This is a genomic window from Tardiphaga alba (genome assembly GCF_018279705.1).
Lineage (GTDB): Bacteria > Pseudomonadota > Alphaproteobacteria > Rhizobiales > Xanthobacteraceae > Tardiphaga > Tardiphaga alba.
In genome coordinates this window covers 2,471,186-2,486,896 of the sequence record NZ_CP036498.1, presented here as the reverse complement: position 1 = coordinate 2,486,896, position 15,711 = coordinate 2,471,186, and the positions used below count along the sequence as shown (strand labels likewise).

General features: G+C 62.6%; 13 protein-coding genes and 1 pseudogene. 8 read left to right on the top strand and 6 right to left on the bottom strand.

The features are described from left to right. The first annotated feature begins 290 nt into the window (after nt 1-290). The gene (locus RPMA_RS11605; protein ID WP_211912944.1) at nt 291-2,051 is read left to right on the top strand and encodes an ATP-binding protein; all 1,761 of its coding nucleotides are present in this window, start codon (nt 291-293) and stop codon (nt 2,049-2,051) included. 13 nt (nt 2,052-2,064) lie between these two features. Continuing rightward, nucleotides 2,065-2,574: an MgtC/SapB family protein gene (locus RPMA_RS11600; RefSeq protein ID WP_211912943.1), complete on the top strand. Its 510-nt coding sequence runs from the start codon at nt 2,065-2,067 to the stop codon at nt 2,572-2,574. Here the strand turns inward: RPMA_RS11600 and RPMA_RS11595 are convergent. Then, nucleotides 2,535-3,161 (bottom strand): ParB-like protein, encoded by a 627-nt coding sequence (locus RPMA_RS11595; RefSeq protein WP_211912942.1) that lies wholly within the window; start codon nt 3,159-3,161, stop codon nt 2,535-2,537. The genes RPMA_RS11600 and RPMA_RS11595 overlap by 40 nt on opposite strands. A gap of 172 nt (nt 3,162-3,333) precedes the next feature. Here RPMA_RS11595 and RPMA_RS11590 point away from each other — a divergent pair, with 172 nt between their 5' ends. From RPMA_RS11590 to RPMA_RS11565, 6 genes and pseudogenes are all read left to right on the top strand, one after another. Continuing rightward, on the top strand, nt 3,334-3,672 hold the full coding sequence (locus RPMA_RS11590) for a hypothetical protein (RefSeq protein ID WP_211912941.1): 339 nt from the start codon (nt 3,334-3,336) through the stop codon (nt 3,670-3,672). A 186-nt stretch (nt 3,673-3,858) separates the two neighbouring features. After that, nucleotides 3,859-4,140, top strand: coding sequence for an acyl carrier protein (locus tag RPMA_RS11585; RefSeq protein ID WP_002711294.1), 282 nt, complete (start codon nt 3,859-3,861; stop codon nt 4,138-4,140). A gap of 93 nt (nt 4,141-4,233) precedes the next feature. Further along, on the top strand, nt 4,234-5,436 hold the full coding sequence (locus tag RPMA_RS11580; protein ID WP_211912940.1) for a beta-ketoacyl-ACP synthase: 1,203 nt from the start codon (nt 4,234-4,236) through the stop codon (nt 5,434-5,436). A gap of 33 nt (nt 5,437-5,469) precedes the next feature. Then, nucleotides 5,470-6,750, top strand: a complete 1,281-nt coding sequence (locus RPMA_RS11575) for a beta-ketoacyl-ACP synthase (RefSeq protein WP_211912939.1) — start codon at nt 5,470-5,472, stop codon at nt 6,748-6,750. Between the two features lie 84 nt (nt 6,751-6,834). Then, a pseudogene (locus tag RPMA_RS11570) lies at nt 6,835-7,856 on the top strand (zinc-binding dehydrogenase). Continuing rightward, nucleotides 7,856-8,791 carry a lipid A biosynthesis lauroyl acyltransferase gene (locus RPMA_RS11565; RefSeq protein WP_211912938.1) on the top strand — a complete coding sequence of 312 codons (936 nt, stop codon included), beginning with the start codon at nt 7,856-7,858 and terminating at the stop codon, nt 8,789-8,791. The pseudogene RPMA_RS11570 and the gene RPMA_RS11565 overlap by 1 nt, the downstream one beginning before the upstream one ends. A gap of 106 nt (nt 8,792-8,897) precedes the next feature. Here RPMA_RS11565 and RPMA_RS11560 read toward each other — a convergent pair whose 3' ends face one another. The 5 genes from RPMA_RS11560 to RPMA_RS11540 form a co-directional block, all read right to left on the bottom strand. Further along, nucleotides 8,898-9,992, bottom strand: a complete 1,095-nt coding sequence (locus RPMA_RS11560) for a polyamine ABC transporter substrate-binding protein (protein ID WP_211912937.1) — start codon at nt 9,990-9,992, stop codon at nt 8,898-8,900. 11 nt (nt 9,993-10,003) lie between these two features. Then, nucleotides 10,004-11,158: an aminotransferase gene (locus RPMA_RS11555; protein WP_211912936.1), complete on the bottom strand. Its 1,155-nt coding sequence runs from the start codon at nt 11,156-11,158 to the stop codon at nt 10,004-10,006. Nucleotides 11,159-11,165: 7 nt separating this feature from the next. After that, nucleotides 11,166-11,486, bottom strand: coding sequence for a rhodanese-like domain-containing protein (locus tag RPMA_RS11550; RefSeq protein WP_211912935.1), 321 nt, complete (start codon nt 11,484-11,486; stop codon nt 11,166-11,168). A 213-nt stretch (nt 11,487-11,699) separates the two neighbouring features. Further along, nucleotides 11,700-13,622 (bottom strand): potassium transporter Kup, encoded by a 1,923-nt coding sequence (locus RPMA_RS11545; RefSeq protein ID WP_211912934.1) that lies wholly within the window; start codon nt 13,620-13,622, stop codon nt 11,700-11,702. A 125-nt stretch (nt 13,623-13,747) separates the two neighbouring features. After that, nucleotides 13,748-15,649 (bottom strand): potassium transporter Kup, encoded by a 1,902-nt coding sequence (locus RPMA_RS11540; RefSeq protein ID WP_211912933.1) that lies wholly within the window; start codon nt 15,647-15,649, stop codon nt 13,748-13,750. Between the last annotated feature and the right edge of the window lie 62 nt (nt 15,650-15,711).

The following is a 15,711-nucleotide window of genomic DNA, read 5'->3' as shown; positions in this document are numbered from 1 at the left end:
GTGATCGTTGAAGCGTTACGGCAAGGTCGATCGCCGCGCACGAGCTTTTCTGTCCGCTGGTCTTGGGTGCGCTACCTCGTGGCAACTGGCGAAGCGGTTAAGGCTTGGTGAATGCACGCAACCACCAGGCGAACAACCGGTATGCTGGAACCGCGATTCCCGCCGAATGGCAACCGGATGCAACCACCTGCCCTTTCGGTCGCAGGCTTCGTCAGCGCGCCTTAACAGTTTCTCCAGCGCCTGTGCCCCATAGTCTGCCCAAAATCGGGGCGCAGAATGCGAATTCGTCAATGAACCATCTGACTTCAACAGCGTCGTTCGGGCGCATCATCTCCGTGCGCGGTTCGCTGGCGCGCGTCGGCCTTCTTGCCGTCAATCCGATGAGCCCATCGGAGATGCGCGGCACCGTCGGCCGTTTCGTCAGCATTCGCTGCGCCAGCTCGACGATCATTGCCATGATCACCGAAGTCTCGTCCGAGAACATGCAGAGCTCGGAGCATTATGTGGCGAGCGCATCGGTGGACCTGCTCGGCGAGATCATCGGCACGCCGGAACACCCCAAATTCCAGCGCGGCGTCACCAATTATCCGACCATCGGCGACACCGTCGATCTGATCACCCAGAACGAGCTGCGCACCGTCTATGCGCCGTCCGGTTCTGACCAGATCAATGTCGGCACGCTGCAGCAGGATCGCTCGGTGATCGCCTATGTCGATGTCGAGGAAATGCTGAGCAAGCATTTCGCCGTGCTCGGTTCGACCGGCGTCGGCAAGTCGTCGGGTGTTTCGCTGCTGCTCAACGAGATCCTGCGCGCACGGCCGAACCTGCGCATTTTCCTGCTCGATGTGCACAATGAATATGGGCGCTGCTTCGGCGACAAGGCGCTGGTGCTCAATCCGCGAAATCTGAAACTGCCGTTCTGGCTGTTCAATTTCGAAGAGATCGTCGATGTGCTGTTCGCCGGCCGCCCCGGCGTGCCCGAAGAGCTGGAAATTCTCTCGGAAGTGATCCCGATCGCCAAGGGCGTCTATACGCAATACCAGAATGCCGACCGTATCGGCCTCAAGCGCATCGATCCGAAGACCATCGGCTATACGGTGGACACGCCGGTCCCGTATCGCCTGGTCGATATGATCTCGCTGATCGACGAGCGCATGGGCAAGCTGGAGAACCGCTCATCGCGCATCCAGTATCACAAGCTGATCTCGCGCATCGAGGCCGTGAAGAACGATCCGCGCTACGCCTTCATGTTCGACAACGCCAATGTCGGCGGCGACACCATGGCTGAAGTGATCAGCCATCTGTTCCGCCTGCCCGCCAATGGCAAGCCGATGACCATCATGCAGCTCGCAGGCTTCCCCGCGGAAGTCGTGGATTCCGTGGTGTCGGTGCTGTGCCGCATGGCGTTCGATTTCGGCCTGTGGAGCGACGGTGTGTCGCCGCTGCTGTTCGTCTGCGAGGAAGCGCATCGCTACGCCTCCGCCGACCGCAATATCGGCTTCGGTCCGACCCGCAAGGCGGTGTCGCGCATCGCCAAGGAAGGCCGCAAATACGGCGTCTATCTCGGCCTCGTGACCCAGCGTCCCGCCGAACTCGACGCCACCATCATTTCACAGTGCAACACGTTGTTCGCGATGCGTCTGGCCAATGACCGCGACCAGGCGCTGCTGCGCTCGGCGGTGTCGGATGCGGCCGCCAACCTGCTCTCTTTCGTGCCCTCGCTCGGCACCCGCGAAGTGCTCGCCTTCGGCGAAGGCGTCGCACTGCCGACGCGTCTGCGCTTCAAGGAAGTGCCGCCGCATCAGCTGCCGCGCTCGGAATCCGCGATCTCGACGGTGCCATCGGTCGCCGCCGGCCACGACATGCATTTCGTCGGTGCCGTGCTGGAGCGCTGGCGCGGCGCGACCACGAGCCGCGACGTACCGAACGATCCCGGCTTCATCGAACGCCCACTGGCGGCGCCGACACGCACCATGGACGCGCCGATGCTGCAGCCCTCGCTCGGCCTCGATCCCGATCGCTTCTCGCTGCTGAAGAAGCCGCTGCGCTAGCAGAGATCATATCGTGCTCGACTGGTCGGAGATCATCCTGCGCCTGGGCATCGCGGCCCTTGCCGGCGGTGCCGTCGGTCTCAATCGCGATCTGCATGGCAAGCCCGTGGGCGTACGCACGCTCGCTCTCGTCAGCCTTGCGACAGCGATGCTGACGACGCTCGCCGATCCCCTGCATCAGGGTGGCTTCACCGATGCCGGCAGCCGGATCGTGCAAGGCATTGTCACGGGCATCGGCTTTCTCGGCGCCGGCGTGATCTTCCATGCCGAGAAGCATTTCCGCATTCGGGGCCTCACCAGCGCAGCATGCGTCTGGCTCACCGCCTGCATCGGCATCATGTGCGGCGCCGGGCACTGGCGGCTGGTGATCGTCTCGCTTGCGATCACCTTCGCGGTGCTGCTGCTCGGCGGCAAGATCGAGCGCGCATTGCACCGCGCCTTCGGCGGCAAGGGCGATCCGACATCCGAGCCCATGGATGCGCCTCAGCCGTCCGATGCCGGGCCGCACCAGCCGGGCAAATAGATCGCATCCTTGCTCTTGGCGAGGGCCAGCGCCTTTTCGACGGCACTGGCGAAATCGCTTTCGACATCCTTGCGCGACAGCCGGCGCCGAAACAGATCGGCCCACAGGAATTCGCTGAACGGCGTGGTGTCCTTGGCATAGCCACCGGCCCGGCGGATCTCGCCAGCCAGACTGCGGAACGGATCGTCTTTCAGGCCGGTGACCGATTTCGGGATATCCTTGAATTGCCGCCGCTCCCCTTTGGCATCATAGGGATAGGCCCAGCGGCGATGGTCGAGCACGCTCCAGAACGCCTTCTGATCCACCATCGTGAGATCGGCGATCACGGTGACGAGCACATCCTTGACGCCCTCATCATGCAGCGCACGCGCGAGATGGTGGTGATCGACGACATAATGTCGTTTGTCCGGACCGAGCACCACCGGGATCATATGCTCGCCGAGCAGTTCGGCCTGTTTGCGCTTCGACTTGTGGTCACGCCAGCGCTTCCGTTTCTCTTTCACCTCGCGCATGCCCACTGTCATCTGCGTCGGGCGCAGCGACAGGATCGGCACAGGCTGCAGGATGGGTTCGCGGACATTCGACATGAGACACTCCGTCAGCGTGCATTTTCCGCCTGATCATGACACGGCTGCTGCTCACGTCGCGATCAGTTCCACGTCATCAAAGGGATCACGGCATTCCCGCCATGCAGCTTTTACTGAGTCAGCGGCACCTCACCATGCTATCGTTATTCATCGATGTCGCAGACGACGGATCATGAAGACCCAGCAGCCGATCATTCGCGAAGATGACGAGCACCGCGTGCTTCGCTTTGTCCCGCGGACGTCGGAGACACTGCCCCAGCATCCGACGGCGCCTGAATCCCGCACGGCATTAAATCCGGCCGGCGATCTGTCTCGCTATACGGCGTCCGCAAACGAGCCGGACGACTTCCGGCACCGGATGCTGGCCAACAGCGCGGCTGTCGCCTTCACCGCCTTGCTGGTTGGCGCCGGTATCTGGCTGGCCATCACGATTGCGGACCTCCGGAAGACCCAGGATTGCGTGCTGATGGGCCGGCGGGACTGCGCCCGTATCGCCACACCGCACATTTAGGCCCGTCCAGGCCCTTTCCGCCGCCCACAACGCGTTGGTGAGCAACTGCTCAACTGCATTGAACTGGCGCGCCTGCTCCGATATACGGGCAAACGACTCCCTGCGGCGGACCGGACCTTCCGGTGCGAAGCTTGGCCTTTGCGCGCGCAGGACGAAATTTATCTTCAATATATCAAAGGCTTAGTAATGTCCTCCACATTCGATCAGGTCGCTACCATCATCGCGGAAACCTGCGACATCCCGCGCGACACGATCACGCCGGAAAGCCACGCCATCGACGATCTCGGGATCGACAGCCTCGACTTCCTGGATATCGCCTTCGCCATCGACAAGGCGTTCGGGATCAAACTGCCGCTCGAGAAGTGGACCCAGGAAGTCAACGACGGCAAGGCGACCACCGAACAGTATTTCGTTCTGAAGAACCTCAGCGCGCGTATCGACGAACTGGTTGCTGCCAAGGGCGCCTGACGCCCGGCATGAACCGCGCATATTTTTACCTGATCGACCGCGCTGCCGGCCTCTCCGGCAGCGCGGAATCGCTCACGGTCGAGGCACTGCTCAATGGCTGAAACACGTCCCGTCGTATCCGAACCGGTCGAAGCATGGATCACCGGCATCGGTATCGTGTCGTCGCTCGGCGAAGGTCCCGATGCGCATTGGGATGCGCTCAATCAGAAGCGCGTGAATGTCGATGAGACGACCTTCGCGCCCTATGTCGTGCACCCCCTGTCCCCCGTGGGCTACGACACCCAGATCCCCAAGAAGGATCAGCGCCAGATGGAAGCCTGGCAGCGCATCGGCACCTATGCGGCCGGTCTTGCGCTCGATTCCGCCGGCGTGAAGGGCAACAAGGACATCCTGTCGAAGATGGACATGATCGTCGCGGCCGGTGGCGGCGAGCGCGATCTCACTGTCGATTCCAGCATCCTCAATTCGGAAGCCCATGGCGCAGCGACGCCGAGCTATCTGAACGAGAAGCTGCTCAACGATCTTCGCCCTACTCTCTTTCTCGCACAGCTCTCTAACCTGCTTGCCGGCAATATCGCCATCGTGCATGGCGTCACCGGTTCGTCCCGCACCTTCATGGGTGAGGAAGCCGCGGGCGTGGATGCGGTGCGTATCGCGCTTGCGCGTATCGCCGATGGCCAGAGCGACATCGCCCTTGTCGGCGCCGGCCATAATGGCGAGCGCAAGGACATGCTGCTGCTGTACGAATTCGACAACTTCAACCTGCGCGACAAGCATTCGTCGGTGTGGGATCGCAAGGACAAGAGCGGCTTCGCGCTCGGCTCCGGCGGCGCCTTCCTCGTCATCGAGTCGAAGGCCCATGCGGAAGCGCGTGGCGCAAAACCGTTTGCACGGCTGAAGACCGTGGTGGCCGATCGTGTACGTCGCAAGGACGGCGGCGAAGTCACCGTCTCGCTCGACAAGCTGTGGACCGCCGTCGGCGCCAGCGATGCGGACACGGCAGTCATCACCGGTGCGACCGGTGCAGAGCCTGCGACCTCGGAAGAACTGAGCTTCCTCAAGAAGCATGCGGATGTGCCGGTGCGCGCGACGGGCTCGTCGTTCGGCCATGCGGTGGAGACGCAGTTTCCGCTCGGCATCGGCCTCGCGGCATTGTCGCTGTCGCGCGGCGCGCTCTATGCGCCCAACGATTCCACGGGCACCGAGATTGAAATGTCGAAGGCGCCCTCCCAGATTGTCGTGATCGGGACCGGCCACTGGCGCGGCGAAGGCATGGCGCTGGTCGAGAAGATTTAAGTTTGAGAGGCCTGCAAAGGCGACGGAGAAAAGATGTCAGCAACCCGCGATAAATTCGGCCGACCGATCGTCGTCGTCACCGGCATGGGCGTTGCGACTTCGCTCGGCGCCGGCAAGCAAGACAACTGGAAGAAGCTGACCGCCGGCGAATCCGGCATCCGCACCATCACGCGCTTCCCCATCGAGGGCATGAAGACGACGATGGCCGGCACCGTGGACTTCCTGAACGTCGATCCGTTCTCCTCCACCGATCTCGGCGAGAAGCTCGGCGAACTCGTTGCGGAAGAAGCGATCGCCCAGGCCGGCATCGGCGCCAAGGGTGACTTCCCCGGCCCGCTGTTTCTCGCCGTCGCGCCGGTCGAAGTGGAATGGCCGCAGCGCCAGGCGCTCGCCAAGGCTGCCGGCGCCAACACCGACATCAATTACGACACGCTGCTGCGCACCGCCGGCTCCGGCGGCTTCACCGAATATCACCGCCGCTTCCTGTTCGGCTCGGTGGCCGACTCGCTCGCCGATACATTCGGCACCAAGGGCTCGCCGATCTCGCTCTCCACCGCCTGCGCATCGGGCGCGACTGCGATCCAGCTCGGCGTCGAAGCCATCCGTCGCGGCGAAGCCGATGCGGCGCTGTGCGTCGGCACCGATGGTTCAGTCAATCCGGAAGCGCTGATCCGCTTCTCGCTGCTGTCGGCTCTCTCTACCAATAACGAAACGCCCTCGAAGGCTTCGCGCCCGTTCGCGAAGAACCGCGAAGGCTTTGTGATGGCCGAAGGCGCCGGCGCGCTGGTGCTGGAGAGCCTGGAATCGGCAAAGGCGCGCGGCGCAAAGATCCTCGGCATCGTCGCCGGCTGCGGCGAACTCGCCGACAATTTCCACCGCACCCGCTCAAGCCCGGACGGCAAGCCGATCATCGGCTGCGTCAAGAACGGCCTGATCGATGCCGGCATGACCGTGGACCAGATCGACTACATCAATGCCCACGGCACCGGCACGCCGGAAAACGACAAGATGGAATATCTGGGGATCTCCACCGTGTTCGGTGAACTCGCCAAGACCGTTCCGGTGTCGTCGAACAAGTCGATGGTGGGTCACACCCTGTCGGCCGCCGGCGCCGTCGAGGCGGTGTTCTCGCTGCTGACGATTGAACATCAGCGCATTCCGCCGACCATCAATTACGACGTTCCGGACCCGACGATTCCGTTCGATGTGGTTCCCAACACCGCCCGCGACGCCAAGGTCACCGCCGTGATGTCGAATTCGTTCGGATTCGGCGGGCAAAATGCCTCGCTGATCCTCACCGGCGAGCCGGTATAGCGGAGCTCGCCGGTTGACCTTCAGGCGTTAACCGGCGATACGCAAGCCTCAGAAATCAACATCTTAGACCCGGAGACGCGGCATATGCGTGCGCTCAATCTTGCTGCTGAACGCGAGCTCATCACCGCCGACGTTCCCCGCCCCCGCCGCCCGCAGCCGGCGAAGTGCAGATCCGCGTCAAGGCGGTCGGCCTCAATCATATCGACGTTTGGGGCTATCGCGGCATGGCGTTCGCCAAGCGCAAGCTGCCGATCACCATCGGCGCCGAAGCGTCGGGCGAGATCGCAGCCGTCGGCGAAGGCGTCACCAATTTCAAGCCGGGCCAGAAGGTCGCCATGTATGGCGCGCTGACCTGCGGCCACTGCAAGGCATGCCAAGAGGGCCGCGATAATTTCTGCGAGAACGTCGGCGGCCTCTACGGCTTCCATATCGACGGTTTTGCGCGCGAGCTGATGAACATGCCGGCGCGCCTCGTGATCCCCGCACCGGACAGCCTGAGCTTCCGCGACATCGCCTGCGCGCCGATCGCCTTCTCCACCGTGCAGCACATGCTGTTCGACAATGCCAAGCTGCAGCCGGGCGAAACCATCCTCGTCCATGCCGGCGGCTCCGGTATCGGCACCGTCGCCATCATGATGGCCAAGAAGATCGGCTGCACCGTCATCACCACCGTGGGTGACGACAGCAAGTTCGAGGGCGTGAAGAAGCTCGGCGCGGACTACGTGATCAATTATCGCAAGGACCGTTTCGAAGGCGAAACGCGAAAAATCACCAAGAAGAAGGGCGTCGATGTCGTGTTCGAGCATGTCGGCGCCGACACGTTCAACGGCTCGCTGCTGGTGATGAAGCGCGGCGGCCGTCTGGTCACCTGCGGCTCGACCTCGGGTCCATCGACGACAATCAACCTGATGCAGCTGTTCCAGCAGCAATATCGCATCTTCGGCTCGTTCGGCGCCTCGATGCGCAACATCTCCGAGAGCCTCGACAAGATGGCTGACGGCATGCTGCCCGTGATCGATACCGAAGTGCCGTTCGACGATGTCGCCACCGCCTTGAAGCGCATGGAGACGCGTCAGGTGTTCGGCAAGATCATCGTCCACTTCTGATGCTCCGCCTGCTGCTTCGCACCAAGGCGCGCATCCGCGACGCCCTGAAGCCGGCAGGCGAAGCCGCCGTCGGCGCGCTGACCATCGGCCTGCTGCGCACCACGCGCTATTTCGATCCGGTCAAGACCGCCAACCTGTTCGGCAAGATCACCCGCCGGATCGGGCCGCTGTTGCGCGAGGACAAGATCGCGCGCGCGAATCTCGTCGCTGCGTTTCCCGAAAAGTCGCCGGAAGAGATCAACCGCATCGTCACCGGCGTGTGGGACAATATGGGACGGATGGGCGCCGAGTTCGCGCATCTCGATCGCATCTGGGATTACGACGTCACCAATCCCGGCAAGCCGAGCAATGTGGAATTCTCCAAGCGCACCGGCGAGATTTTCGATGCGCTCCGCGATGACGGCAAGCCGGCGCTCATCTTTGCGAGCCATCTCGGCAATTGGGAGATCCCTGCCCTCGCCGCGGTCGCGCATGGGCTCGACACGGCGGTGCTGTATCGCCCACCGAACATTGCGGCTGCCGATCGCGCCATCAAGAGCATCCGTGCGGTCAGCATGGGCAACCTGATTGCCGCCAGCCACGATGCGCCGGTCAAACTCGCGCATGCGCTCGACGAGGGCAAGCATGTGGCCATGCTAGTGGATCAGTGGTTCACCAAGGGCGCCGAGGTGGATTTCTTCGGCCGCAAGACACGCGCCAATCCAATGCTGCCGCGCCTGCTGCGTCAGGTGGATTGCCCGATCCATGGCGTGCGCGTGATCCGCCTGCCGAACCATCGCTTCCGCATCGAGCTATCCGAGGAAGTGAAGCCGGTGCGCACGGCCGACGGCAAGGTGGATATCGCCGGCACCATGCAAGCGGTGACGTCGGTGCTGGAAGGCTGGATCAGGGAATATCCGGATCAGTGGCTGTGGCTGCACAGAAGGTGGCGGTAGCTCCGAGGGCGTAGCCCGGATGGAGCGCAGCGCAATCCGGGGCCCGCGTTTCAAATGGTTCTGCTGTCCCCGGGTTACGCTTCGCTCCACCCGGGCTACGAGAGCCTCACTTCCCCGTCTTCACCTTCGTCCACAGCCGGTTGATGACCCGCTGTGTCGCCGGATCGCGCGCCGTGATGATGAACAACTTCGCCAGCATCGCCTCGTCCGGATAAATTGTCTTGTCGCCGATGATCTTCGCATCCACCAGCTTCTGGCTGGCGAGATTGCCGTTGGCATAGCCGAGATAGTTCGAGTTCTTCGCTGCGACGTCCGGTCGGTAGAGATAGTTGATCAGCTCATAGGCCTCGGCGACGTTCTTCGCATCCGCCGGAATGGCAAAGTTGTCGAAGAACATCTGCGCGCCCTCTTTCGGGATCGCGTAACCGATCTCGACGCCGTTTTTCGCCTCCGCCGCCCGCGCACGTGCCTGGATGATGTCGCCGGACCAGCCCATCACGAGGCAAATCTCGCCGGTGGCGAGGCCGTTCAGATATTCGGAGGAGTGAAATTTGCGCACGCTCGGACGAATTTTGGCGAGTACATCCGCCGCCTTCTCCAGATCGGGAGCCTTGGTCGAATTCGGATCGAGGCCGAGATAGTTCAACGCGGCTGGCAGAATGTCGTCGGCGCTATCCAGCATGTGGACGCCGCAATCCTTGAATTTTGCGAGGTTCTCCGGCTTGAACACGATGTCCCAGCTGTCGATCTTCGCATCCGGTCCGAGGATTTTCGCGACCTGCTTGACGTTGTAGCCGATGCCGGTGGTGCCCCACATGAAGTTGGCCGCATGGGCGTTGTCGGCATCATAGGTCGCGAGCCGCTTTGTCACTTCCGGCCATGCATTGGCGAGGTTCGGCAGCTTACTCTTGTCGAGCGGCTGAAAAACTTTCGCCTTGATCTGACGCTGCAGGAAGTAAGCAGTGGGCACGACCACATCATAGCCGGACTTTCCGGCGAGCAGACGCGTCTCCAGCGTCTCATTGGCGTCGAACGTGTCGTAGACGACCTTGATGCCGGTCTCTTTCGTGAAGTCCTCAAGGACTCCCGGCGCCATATAGTTCGACCAGTTGTAGAAATTGATCACACGCTGCTGCGCCTGCGCGGGCGAGGCCAGTATCAATGCGGCCGCAGCCGCAAATGCCAGTCTCGCCTTGCGCATGATCGATTCCTTTAACGCCGATGCACCGCGTCCGACAGCCGCTCTAGTGCAGCATCGAGCGTGGCGTCGTTCTTGGCGAAGCAGAAGCGCACCACCGAGGTCACCTTGTCCTGCTCATAGAAGGCCGACACCGGAATGCCCGCCACCTTGTATTGCGTGACGATGCGCTTGCAGAAGTCCTCGTCGGTCTCGTTGAGACCAAGTGGCGACAGGTCCACCGTGAGGAAATATGTGCCCTGCGACTTGATCACCGGGAAACCGATGCGCTCCAGCCCTGCCGCCAGACGATCGCGGCTGCGTGCGAGATCGGCGCGCATGGACTTGAAGTATTCGTCGGACTTGCCGAGGCCATAGGCTACGGCCACCTGCAGGTTCGGCGCCGTGGTGAATGTCAGGAACTGATGCACCTTGGCGCAGACGCGGAGCAGATGTGGCGCCGCGCAGACAAAACCGATCTTCCAGCCGGTGAGCGAGAAAATCTTGCCCGCCGAGCCGACCTTGATGGTGCGGTCGCGCATGCCCGGGATCGTGATCAGCGGGATGTGCTCGTGACCGTCGAACGTCACGTGCTCCCACACCTCATCACAAATAGCGATCGTGTCGAACTCCTGACAGAACTTCGCCAGCAGTTCGAGATCCTCACGCGGATAGACGACGGCGGCGGGATTGAGCGGCGAGTTGAACAGCACCGCGCGGGTCTTGTGGTTGAAGACGGCGCGCAGGTCCTCTTCCGTCAGGCGCCAATGCGGCGGCTTCAGCGAGACGAGACGCGGGATGCCGCCGCACTGGCGGATGATCGGCAGATAGCTGTCATAGGCCGGCTGAAACACCACCACTTCGTCGCCGGGCTGCACCACCGACATGATCGACGAGGTCAGCGCCTCCGTGCCGCCCGAGGTCACCATCACTTCGGTCATCGGATCGAGCGTGAGCTTGTGCCAGTGCTGATAATGCGTGGCGATGGCCTGGCGCAGCTCCGGGATGCCCATCATGGACGGATACTGGTTGTATCCGTTGACGACAGCATCCGCCGCAGCCTGACGAATATCGTCGGGACCGGGATGATCGGGAAAGCCCTGGCCGAGATTGATGGCGTTGTTGTCGCGCGAGAGCTGCGACATCGCCTCGAAGACGGTGACGGGCAGCTCGGAGAAGATCTTGTTCATCGAGTGATCAGGCTTTCGTCGGCAGGCCCGCGGCCTTCCAGCCGATGATGCCACCAGCGAGATGCTTGTTGTAAGGCAGCCCGGCTTCCTGCGCCGCGAGCGAGGCGGTCACCGAGCGCTTGCCGGAGCGGCATGCGAACACGACCTCCTTGCCGGCTGGATCGGGGATCGCGGCGGGATCGAATGTCGAGAGCGGCACGACGACGGAATCCGGATAGGCTTCGACTTCGACCTCGTTGGGCTCGCGCACATCGACCAGCAGATACTTGCCGTCCTTGATGCCCTGCGCGACGTCCTCGGGGGTCAAATCCTGAACTTCTGCCACCACAAACCTCCTGCACCCCGGCGTCCGGAGCAAATCAGAAGGGGCCGGATCGGCCCCTGTTTTCGAGGGCCAAACTCGCGCTTCGGAGGCCAGAAATCAAGTCCCCGTCATTGCGAGGAGCGCAGCGACGAAGCAATCCAGAAGGCCGCAACCGAAGGCTGGATTGCTTCGTCGCAACCGCTCCTCGCAATGACGGCCGTGACGCCTGGTGTCCAATCAGATCGTCACCTGCGTGCCCACTTCCACCACCCTGCCCGTCGGGATCTGGAAATAGTCGGTGGCATCATTGGCGGTGCGGCTGAGGCCGATGAAGAGATGGTCCTGCCAGCGCGGCATGCCGGAATGCGCGGCGGGCTTCAGCGCCCTCCGCGACAGGAAGAAGGAGGTCGACATGATGTCGAACTGCCAACCGGTTTTCCGCGCGATCGCCAATGCCTTCGGCACATTCGGCGACTCCATGAAGCCGAAGCGCAGCGTGATCTTCGAGAAGGTCTCGCTGATCTCCTCCATCCGCACGCGCTCGGAAATATCCACTTTCGGCGTCGGCGCCGTCTCGATGGTGAGAATAACGTTCTTCTCGTGCAGCACTTTGTAGTGTTTCAGACTATGCATCAGCGCCGTCGGCGCGCTGACGGGATCGCTGGTGAGAAACACCGCCGTGCCTTTCACGCGCTGCGGCGGCTTCTTCTCCAGCATGGCGACAAGATCGGCCAGCGGGAATTCCAGCTTTCGCGATTTCTCGAACAGCAGCCGGCTGCCGCGGCGCCACGTATACATCAGCATGACGATCACGCCGCCCGCCGCCAGCGGCACCCAGCCGCCGTCGAACACTTTCAGCAGGTTCGCCGTGAGGAAGGTGAGATCGATCAGCAGGAACGGCAGGATCAAAGCACCCGCCAGGATCGGCGACCACTTCCAGCCCTTCCAGATCAGCACGAAGGCCATCAGCGAGGTGACGACCATGGTGCCGGTGACCGAGATGCCATAGGCCGAGGCCAGCGAGCTCGACGACTTGAACATCACCACCAGCACGATCACGGCGATCAGCAGCAGCGTGTTGACGCGTGGGATGTAGATCTGGCCGGAATGGCTCTCCGACGTGTGGCGGATCTCGAAGCGCGGCAACAGGCCGAGCTGGATCGCCTGCCGCGTCAGTGAATAAGCACCGGTGATGACCGCCTGGCTGGCGATCACCGTGGCTGTGGCCGCGAGCGCCACCATCGGGATCAGCGCCCAATCCGGAAACATCAGATAGAACGGATTTTCCAGCGCGGTGGGATCGCGCAGCACCAGTGCTGCCTGGCCGAAATAGTTGATGGTCAGTGACGGCAACACGAGAAACAACCAGGCGAGCTGGATCGGCCGTTTGCCGAAATGGCCGAGATCCGCATAGAGCGCCTCGGCGCCGGTCACCGCGAGAAACACGGCACCCAATGTCACGAAGGCGATGATGCCGTGGTGGAACATGAAGTAGACGGCATGACTGGGGTTGAAGGCGGCCAGCACGCCGGGATGCTGGATGATCTGCGGCACAGCGGCGATCGCGATCACGAAGAACCACAGGCACATGATCGGCCCGAAGAAGATCGCGACCTTCGCCGTGCCGTGCGACTGCACCGCAAAGATCGCCACCAGCAACACGATGGTGATGGGCACCACATAGGGCTCGAACGCCTTGGTGACGAGCTTGGTGCCTTCGATGGCTGACAGCACCGAGACCGCTGGCGTGATCACCGCGTCACCATAGAACAGCGCCGCGCCGATGATGCCGAGCATGATCACCACGGTGCCGTTGCCGCCCACCGCGCGATGCGCCAGCGCCATCAGCGCCAGCGTGCCGCCCTCGCCATTGTTGTCGGCGCGCAGCAGGATGACGACATATTTGATCGTCACGACGATGATCAGCGCCCACACGATCAGCGAGAGAACGCCGAGAATCTCCGCATGGCCCACGCCGGGTGCCCGATGGCCGCCGGCGGCCACCAGCGCTTCGCGGAAGGCGTAGAGCGGGCTGGTGCCGATATCGCCATAGACGACGCCGATGCTGCCGACGATGAGCGAACCGAGCGTAGCTGTCGTATGGCCATGACCGTTATCCACCGGCGCATCGGCGGCGGGGGTGGCATTTTCACTCGTCATGGGATTGGCCTCAGGCGTATTCGCGGGACTGTTATGAACAGCGGGGCAGCGAGGCCGTTCCCGGCTCCGATGGTCGCAGCCAGTCTAGCGCAAATCGGGGAACCGGGAATGACAAAGGCGACGCGCTAGATCGTCACCTGAGTACCTACTTCCACCACCCGGCCGGTCGGGATCTGGAAATAATCGGTGGCGTCATTAGCTGAGCGGCTGAGCGCGATGAAGATATGGTCCTGCCACAGCGGCATGCCCGATTGCGCCGATGGCTTCAGCGAGCGCCGCGACACGAAGAACGACGTCGCCATGATGTCGAACTGCCAGCCAAGTTTTCGCGCGATCACGAGGGCCTTGGGGACGTTGGGCTGCTCCATGAAGCCGAAGCGCAATCGCACCATCGAGAACTTGTCGCTGATGTTCTCCATCCGCACCCGTTCGGAGACATCGACCTTCGGCGTCTGCGCGGTCTCGATGGTCAGGATCACATTGTGCTCGTGCAGCACCTTGTTGTGCTTGAGGTTATGCAGCAGCGCTGTGGGCACGAATTCGGGGTCGCTGGTGAGGAACACCGCGGTGCCCTTGACGATATGCGGCGGACGCTTCTCGAGGCTCTTGATGAGGTCGCGCAGCGGCACTTCGGTGCGACGGGTCTTGAGGATGAGGATGGCCGCGCCACGGCGCCAGGTCCAGATCATGCCGGCCATCAGCAGGCCGAACAGCAACGGCACCCAGCCGCCTTCCAGCAGCTTGAGCAGGTTGGCGCTAAGGAATGCGAGATCGACGAAGACCAGCGGCGCGATCAATGCGAAAGCGGTCGCGGCCTTCCAGTTCCACAGCTTCCAGATCACCACAAAACCCATGATGCCATCGACCACCATGGTGGTGGACACGGCGATGCCATAGGCGGAGGCGAGGCCGCTGGACGACTTGAACAACAGGACCAGCAACACCACGCCGATCAGCAGCAGGCGATTGACGCGCGGCAGATAGATCTGACCGGCATGGGTCTCGGAGGTAAACACCACCTCGAAACGTGGCAACAGGCCGAGTTGCACGGCCTGGCGCACCAGCGAATAGGCGCCGGTGATGACGGCCTGGCTGGCGATCACGGTGGCTGCCGTTGCCAGCACGATCAGCGGAACCAGCATCGATTCCGGGGCCATCAGATAAAACGGGTTTTCGATGGTCGCCGGGTTCGAGAGCACCAGTGCGCCCTGCCCGAAATAATTGATCAGCAGCGCCGGCAGGACGAAGAAGAACCATCCGTACTGGATCGGCCGGCGACCGAAGTGACCGAGATCGGCATAGAGCGCTTCACCGCCGGTGACCGCGAGGAACACGGCCCCCAGCGTGACCAGGCCGACGACGCCATGGCTCATCATGAACTGGACGGCGTAATACGGATTGATCGCATAGAGGACGGTGGGATCGTCGGAGATGTGCGACGCGCCCATCAGCGCCAGCGCCGTGAACCACGTGATCATCACCGGCCCGAAGGCGGATGCGACCTTGCCGGTGCCGATGCGCTGCACCGAGAACAGCAGGACGAGGATCATGATCGTGATCGGCACGACGTAATGCTCGAGTGCCGGCGCCTTCAGCTTGAGGCCTTCCACCGCCGACAGCACCGAGATCGCCGGCGTGATCATGGAATCGCCGATGAACATCGAGGCGCCGAGCACGCCGAGCGCCAGCAGCACCCAGCTCTGGCGGCCAAGCGCGCGCTGGCCCAGCGCCATCAGCGACAGTGTTCCGCCCTCGCCATTGTTGTCGGCGCGCAGCAGGAACAGCACATATTTCACCGTGACGACGATAAACAGCGCCCACAGGATCAGTGACAACACGCCGAGCACGACGACCGGCGTCGCCGGTCCGCCATGGGTGGCGCCATGTACCGCTTCGCGAAATGCGTAGAGTGGCGAGGTTCCGATGTCGCCAAACACGACACCGATGCTGCCGACCATGAGCGACCAGAAACTGGCATGCGCCGGAGCTTCGGTCGTACCTTCGCCTGTTGTTTCCGTGACAGCCATGCTGCTCGTGACGCCTTAGGACAATCCGGCGCCCGCTATGGCGCGCCGGACATTGCCAGTCA